Source organism: Grimontia sedimenti, assembly GCF_011045095.1.
Classification (GTDB): Bacteria; Pseudomonadota; Gammaproteobacteria; order Enterobacterales; family Vibrionaceae; genus Enterovibrio; species Enterovibrio sedimenti.
The window spans coordinates 196,180-203,215 of the sequence record NZ_JAALDL010000010.1 but is presented as its reverse complement, the minus strand read 5'-3'; the positions used below and the strand labels follow the sequence as shown (position 1 = coordinate 203,215).

At 49.1% G+C, this 7,036-nt stretch carries 6 protein-coding genes and 2 tRNA genes; 2 read left to right on the top strand and 6 right to left on the bottom strand.

Features of this window, described 5'->3' with window-relative positions; genetic code table 11:
- Positions 1 to 54 precede the first annotated feature (54 nt).
- Both G5S52_RS14470 and G5S52_RS14465 read right to left on the bottom strand, forming a co-directional pair.
- Positions 55 to 131, bottom strand: a tRNA-Pro gene (locus tag G5S52_RS14470).
- 138 nt (positions 132 to 269) lie between these two features.
- Positions 270 to 346, bottom strand: a tRNA-Pro gene (locus G5S52_RS14465).
- A gap of 356 nt (positions 347 to 702) precedes the next feature.
- Here G5S52_RS14465 and G5S52_RS14460 point away from each other — a divergent pair.
- Positions 703 to 843 (top strand): DUF3149 domain-containing protein, encoded by a 141-nt coding sequence (locus G5S52_RS14460; RefSeq protein ID WP_002541291.1) that lies wholly within the window; start codon positions 703 to 705, stop codon positions 841 to 843.
- Positions 844 to 1,135: 292 nt separating this feature from the next.
- Here G5S52_RS14460 and G5S52_RS14455 read toward each other — a convergent pair whose 3' ends face one another.
- The 3 genes from G5S52_RS14455 to G5S52_RS14445 form a co-directional block, all read right to left on the bottom strand.
- Positions 1,136 to 2,002 (bottom strand): TraB/GumN family protein, encoded by an 867-nt coding sequence (locus tag G5S52_RS14455; protein WP_165015032.1) that lies wholly within the window; start codon positions 2,000 to 2,002, stop codon positions 1,136 to 1,138.
- Between the two features lie 50 nt (positions 2,003 to 2,052).
- Positions 2,053 to 2,487, bottom strand: a complete 435-nt coding sequence (locus G5S52_RS14450; RefSeq protein ID WP_002541293.1) for a DUF411 domain-containing protein — start codon at positions 2,485 to 2,487, stop codon at positions 2,053 to 2,055.
- 159 nt (positions 2,488 to 2,646) lie between these two features.
- Positions 2,647 to 5,400: a cation transporter gene (locus G5S52_RS14445; protein WP_165015029.1), complete on the bottom strand. Its 2,754-nt coding sequence runs from the start codon at positions 5,398 to 5,400 to the stop codon at positions 2,647 to 2,649.
- Between the two features lie 113 nt (positions 5,401 to 5,513).
- On the opposite strand from G5S52_RS14445, the gene cueR reads away from it, so the two are divergent.
- Positions 5,514 to 5,912 (top strand): Cu(I)-responsive transcriptional regulator, encoded by a 399-nt coding sequence (cueR, locus tag G5S52_RS14440; protein ID WP_002541295.1) that lies wholly within the window; start codon positions 5,514 to 5,516, stop codon positions 5,910 to 5,912.
- 32 nt (positions 5,913 to 5,944) lie between these two features.
- On the opposite strand, the gene G5S52_RS14435 is transcribed toward cueR, so the two are convergent.
- Positions 5,945 to 6,799: a thioredoxin family protein gene (locus G5S52_RS14435; protein WP_165015026.1), complete on the bottom strand. Its 855-nt coding sequence runs from the start codon at positions 6,797 to 6,799 to the stop codon at positions 5,945 to 5,947.
- Between the last annotated feature and the right edge of the window lie 237 nt (positions 6,800 to 7,036).

Here is a 7,036-nt window from a genome sequence, read left to right as displayed (position 1 = left end):
ACTGCGCTATTCACCGACAATGTTGCTCAAGCTTATCGCTCAAGTCTTGAAAAGTGGTCGGTGAAGAGGGATTCGAACCCCCGACCCTCTGGTCCCAAACCAGATGCGCTACCAAACTGCGCTATTCACCGAACATATATTTTGTATCTTGAGATTCCGTTGTTAGAGGGTGACCCTCTGGTCCGCTATTCTCAAGAGCCGGATGCGCCATCAAACTGCGCTATTCACCGACGATATTACTCAAGCGTATTGCTCAAGATTTGAAAGAGTGGTCGGTGAAGAGGGATTCGAACCCCCGACCCTCTGGTCCCAAACCAGATGCGCTACCAAACTGCGCTATTCACCGAGCATATGTTTTGTATCTTGAGATTCCGTTATTAGAGGGTGACCCTCTGGTCCGCTATTCTCAAGAGCCGGATGCGCCATTAAACTGCGCTATTCACCGACAATGCTGATTCGCTGTGCGTCTCAGAGGTTGGTTATATTACTCATCCACGCTTAAGACTCAAGTGTTTTATCAGGATTTTTGCGTGGTACGAACCGTTCGCTCAAAGGATCACCAATCCAAAATAAATTGCGACAACACACACACTTGAATTATCACGTGCTACTAACACGAGCTTCACTTGATCTGGATCATCGTTGATTCTTTCACCAATTGGCAACCTAGTCTTAACGTTCACAGACATAGGAAGCACAAAAATGGAATTCTGGTTAGACCTACTTTTCGGCAACGCAATTGGCCTCTCCTCAATGATCGTCATTTTTGTTGCCTTGGGCATGATTAGCTTCATGGCTGGGTTCTTTGTCTATAAGGCGATGAAAGAGCCAGGAACACAATAATTCCCTTAAACCAGTTAAATTTAGACTTGGTTGCTTACGCCGAAGGCAGCAACGCACTTCGGCTTCTTTTTATTCCTCTGATAAGAGCAGCAATTCGCTGCTCTTATTGTTTGTAACAAACCTTCCAATTATGCTCTTTTCCTCATCGTGTATGCGGTAAACTACCCCAAGATTCTGGCTTTACCGCTGTAAGGAAAAGGGTATGAGAAAGTCTATTGTCATCTGGTTTATTCTGTTGTTTCTGGTCTCAATGATTGTGACTCAGGTGCTGGTGAGCGGCTGATTGAGTCGATCATGGAATTGCCGGAATTTCGCAATCAACCTTTTTACCCTGCGTTAAGAGTTTTACGTCGAAACCGGCTTTTTCCAGCAGCGTCAGCACACCTTCTTTGCCGTAAAGATGCAGTGCTCCGACAACCATGACGTAATTTCCTTTGTTAAATCGCGATTTGTCAGTGAGGGCTTCCAGCCAGTTGTGGTTACGCTCATCTATAAGCTGACGCTCGAATTCTCCTGCGCCACTCATTACAGCCACCATTTCTTCCATTTTCGCACCGTCACCATACTGCCAAGCATCAATCAGGCAGGGCATAAACTCTTTGGAGAGTTCCCAGTAATCCAGGGTATCTGTCAGTAACTCCAAACCATCCTTATCTGCATTGGCCAGCAAGTCGACTTGCTGTTGTACCGTTTCCAATGGGATCACTGGTACAGAATGCTTCTGGCTTCGAGAGAGGAAATAAAGGTCAATGCCCAGCAGTTGTTGGAGTTCCAACTGATTGATTTGGTAGAGCTGGAGTGCCATGGCTGCTTGCCAGGGAGGAAGATTAAGCAGCACGTTTGATGGTGTACCCGTCTCTGCTGCGATTTGCTCAAATGTCTCTTTCTGGGCGTCAGTCAGGTAAGAAGCCGAAGGTTTACCTTTGGGGATGGAAATCGATTTATCGTTAATGATGTCAGCTTCTACGATAAGACCATCGGCAGATTCGAATCTACTGACCATGACATCAGGAAGAGGGTAGAACTCTGGCTTGCCAGCGTGTACAGAGCCCATGATGGTAAAGGAAAGGTCGCCTTTTTGCGCTTGCCAGACTTGAGGGGCGGCGATAGATAACGTGCTAAAAAGCAGCGAGAAAAACAGGGTAGTAATGCGGTACATGAAGCCTCCATACTGTTGAAAGTCCAGTATGGAGGCTTCACCATCAATTGTCAGTCTTTGTTGTGGCTGTTAAAGACGACGGTCATACCGTTTTTCGAGAAGCCAACGACATCATATGGGTCTTTTTGGTCGCCATATTCCATGCCCGGTGAACCGACTGGCATGCCAGGTACAGCAAGACCGGCCAGTTTTGGTTTTTGCTCTAGGAAGGCTTTTACGTCGCTAGCTGGGATGTGCCCTTCAAACAGGTAACCGTCGATAACAGTGGTGTGGCACGAAGCGAGCTCAGGCTTGATACCAAGCTTCATCTTAATTGGATTCATGTTCACATGATCTTCAGACTTCATCTCAAAGCCGTTGTCTTCCATGTGCTTAACCCACTCTTTACAGCAACCGCAATATGGAGATTTGTAAGTTACACCAGAAGCAGCAAACACGCTGGTGGATAGCAGTGCAAACGACAGTGCAGCAAGTTTAGATTTCATCATTTTCTCCTCGATGTTATCCCCGGGCGGTGAAACTAACCCGGGGCGAATGCCTGTTGCGTAGTCGCAAACAGCGTTAATTTAGACGGCGTTTAATTTTTCTTTTCCGCCAGCCAGAACCACCAGATGATGGCTCCGATCAGTCCCAATCCAATGAAATTAACCAGCATGGTTTCCTCCTTTGGGTGGCTTAAACCAGCGCAGTCGGTTGGCATTACTCACGACGGTAATCGACGATAAAGCCATGGCCGCGCCGGCAACAACTGGGCTTAGCAGTGCGCCGGTGAGGGGATATAACACACCCGCAGCAATCGGAATACCCAGAGAATTGTAAACAAATGCACCAAAGAGATTTTCCTTCATATTACGAAGGGTTGCTTTGGACAGTGTTAACCCATCAGTGGCGGCATCTATTGAGTGACGCATCAATGTCATCTGTGCACTTTCAATAGCTACATCGCTGCCACTACCAATGGCAATCCCAACTTCAGCTTTTGCCAGTGCTGGCGCATCATTGATGCCATCACCAATCATGGCGACTTTCTTGCCCTCGCTCTGAAGGCGAGTGACGACATCCGCTTTACCGTCTGGCAAAACCCCCGCAATCACATTCTCAATCCCTGCCAGCTTGGCAATGGCATTGGCAGTATCAGGATGATCACCGGTGAGCATCACTACCTGATAGCCCAAAGCTTTCAGACGTTTTACGGCGCTGGCAGAATCTGAACGCAATGGGTCGCTGATGCCGATAAGACCAAGAAGCTCAGTGCTTGTTGCCAGATACACAGCGGTTTCCCCGCGATCTGCTTGTTGCTTGGCGGCAGCTTGGCCGCCTTCCACCGCAATGTCTTTTTCTGCCATCAAGCGGGCGTTACCCAGAAAATAAGTGTCACCATCAATGTTGGCACTAAGACCTTTTCCTGGAATACCTTCAAAGTTCGATACTGATGCAAGGGGGATATTTTTACCTTTTGCTGCATCCAGCACTGCTTTTGCCAGTGGGTGCTCAGAGCCTTGCTCAAGGCTTGCAGCGATACGTAGTAATTCCTCTTCTGGCAGTGCAAGGCTGATTATCGATGTCACTTGTGGCTTGCCTTCGGTCAATGTGCCCGTTTTATCCAATACCACAGTGTCGACCGACGCTGCATGTTGCAATGCCTCTGCATCACGAATAAGCACCCCAAGTTCAGCCGCACGACCAACACCAGTTGTGACAGACATTGGCGTTGCCAAACCAAGCGCACAAGGACAGGCAATGATCAGAACAGTTGTTGCGGTGACCAGCATAAAGCTGAGCTTCGGATCAGGGCCAAAGTTGTACCACCCAAGCGCTGTCAGAATGGCAATGATCATAACCGTCGGAACAAATATCGCCGAGATAGAATCCGCCATCCGTGCCAATGCTGGTTTGCTGCTTTGTGCCTGACGCACCAACTGAATGATGCGGGACAGCATGGTATCGCTGCCGATGCCAGTGGCTTTAAACAGCAGGCTACCGTTTTGGTTCACGGTGCCAGCATGCAGCGTTTCCCCTGCGGTTTTGCGAACGGCAAGCGGCTCGCCAGTCAGCATGGATTCATCGACATAGCTTTCACCGTCTTCAACCACACCATCGACCGGAATTTTTGAGCCGGGTTTCACCCTGAGCATCATGCCTGCTTGCACGGCTGCCAGAGGAACTTCTCGTTCATGACCGTTTTCAACGACCAGTGCGGTTGGTGGTTGTAGGTCGAGTAAGCGATCAAGCGCTTTAGATGTCGATGCACGTGCTTTGGCTTCAATAGCATGACCGAGCGTCACCAAGCCCAGAATCATGGCTGTGGCTTCGAAGTACACATGACGCGCTTGTGCAGGGAAAAGGTCCGGCGCAAACACCACGGCAACAGAGTAAAGCCAAGCAGAACCCGTACCCAAAGCGACTAATGTATCCATGGTCGCGCGATGATGGCGTGCCGCTTTCACAGCATTCACGAAGAAATGTTTACCCGCGGTGCACAGAAGTGCGAAGGTCAGAAGGCCGATGATGCCCCAGCCGATCTGGCTGGTGGTGCTTTCAATGGTCATTGAACCGCCGAGCAGTCCCCATGCCATCAAAGGCGCACCTAAGCCCAGAGACAACCAGGTGTTACGTTTGTGTTCTGCAAGTTGTGCGGTATGCATGGCTGCTTGACGTTCACGGCGAGTTTCTTCGCTTTCACTCACTTCTGCGCCATAGCCTGCGGCTTCTACCGCTTTGATGATGATGTCGGCATCGACTTCTCCGGACACCAGCGCTGTGCGCTCAGCCAAGTTGACGTTGACACCTATAACACCGGGTACGGCTTTAATCGCACCTTCTACGGATGACACACAGCTCGCGCAGGTCATGCCGGAAAGAATAAATTGCTGGGAAGCTGAATTTGAACTCAAGCTCGGTGCGGAAGGAACATCTTTGAGCGCAACTTCTGGCTCTGCTGCGATGTCTGCTGCGTGTGTTGTTTCGCTCTCGGCTTCTGCTACCTGATAACCCGTAGCATTAACGATGGCTGCCAATTCTTCTATTGTCAGTGCGCTGTTAATGGTGGCTTCGGTCTTACTCACATCAGCAAGGAAAACCTTTGGTGAAGCTTCAAAAGCGGCTTTCAGTTTGGCAACACAGCGTCCACAGCTGAGCCCTGCCAAAGGAAGTACCCTGGTCTCTCCCGCCTGATAACCCAGCGATTCAACCGCATTGATGACGTCACTTAAAGGCGCATCTGCATTAATCGTTAGGGAGGTCTTGTCGGCTTCCACCACTGACACACCTTCGATAGGCTCAACGGCACTTTTCACTTTACGCGCACAACCCATGCAGTTAAGTCCTGACAAGGGGAGCGTGATGAATGTGGCGGATTCTTTGCCTTCCTCTCGAGTGTTCAGTTCTGTATCTGTCATATCGATACCTATAAATTTACTTGCAGTCTCAGGTATGGACTGTTCATAATTCCGTAGAATAAACCTTCCATCAACTGTAAGGTCAAGCGTGAATTTTAGACGGGGAGTGAGGCATGAAAATCAATGAAATTGCCAAGGCGACAGGGCTGACACCAAAGACGATTCGTTTCTACGAACAAAAGGGGATCATTAGTGAACCTGCACGTCTGGAGAATGGCTATCGGGCTTATGGTCAAAAGCACATTAATGAGTTGCAAATGATCCGTCGTTCGCGCTTGGTGGGCTTTAGTTTGGAAGAGTGCCAGACCTTGTTGGATATGTCGCGAAATCCTAACCGTCGAAGCGCAGATGTAAAGCAAAAGGCATTGGAGAAAATCGCAGAGATAGACGACAAAATAAAAGAACTTCAGGCCATGAAAAAGTCGTTGAAATCACTGGCGAGTACCTGCCCGGGTAACGACAGCGCCTGTTGTCCAATCATCGAAGCTTTGTCCTCGGCTGATGGTAAATAAAAAAGCGCCGGAGCGCTTTTTAAAATGGGAAATCAGTAGAGTAGCGAATATAACTGTCGGCGGTAACGGCTGGCAATTTCGTTGCCTTGACCCAGCGCTGCCAGAATGTCCATCATGGTCTTTTTCGCGTCGCCATCTGCAAAGTTCAGGTCTTTGCGCAGTAAGCCAATCAACAACTCCAATGCTTCTTCCTGACGATTAACCTGACTGTATTGGATAGCCAGTTCATAGGCGAGTTCTTTGTTCTCAGGATCCGCTTCAAATGCCGCTTGCAGCTCACGAATCTCTGGTGTGTCTGCTGCTTGCTTATGTAGTTCCACTTTGGCCATCAGCGCTTTGTATTGTGCATCTTGATCTTGCATCAATACTTTCCCGAGAAGCTCCTCTGCTTCGTCGAATTGCTGTGCTTCCACATAACACTCTGCCAGTGCCAGCTTATGAGCGCCTGTTTCACCCAGCGCGGCTTCCACAGATTTCAAAAGCGGCAGTGCCTCGGCGTGATTGCCTTCTGCAATCAACGCCAGTGCCTGTTTGAAAGTCATTTCGTCTTGGCTCGGCAGGTGACGAACCAGCATTTCACGCACGGTATCCTCAGTCTGTGGCCCGGCAATGCCGTCAACAGGCTGGCCGTTGCTGAACAGGGCGATAGTTGGCAAAGCACGTACGCCAAACTGTGAAGCCAGCATTTGTTGCTGCTCGCAGTTGAGCAATGCCAGCGTAAATGCGCCTGCATATTCGTGTGCCAGTTTTTCCAGCGCTGGAACAATCTCGGTGCTCTCGGGACTCATTTGAGCCCAGAAGTGGATCAGGACAGGAGTTTCAACGGAGCCTTCCAGGATTTGCTGAAAGTTCTGCTCGTTAAGTTCAACAATATAATTTGGTTGCATAGTGTCGCCTGAGCGTTAGAAGTTCTTTGCTGTAAAGGTGGGGGGGACAACATGAAAATTCAAGGCATTATCCGCTAAAGCGCCGATAAATATTGAATATTGCTGGATCAAATCACTGATCTTTATCGTGAGTCCAATAACGAAAAAGGCCACTGGATTTCCAGTGGCCTTCATTCTTTTGCGCTCGTCGATGTGAAACGCTGACTTAAAACACAAGCAAAATTGCCAGCGTTACAC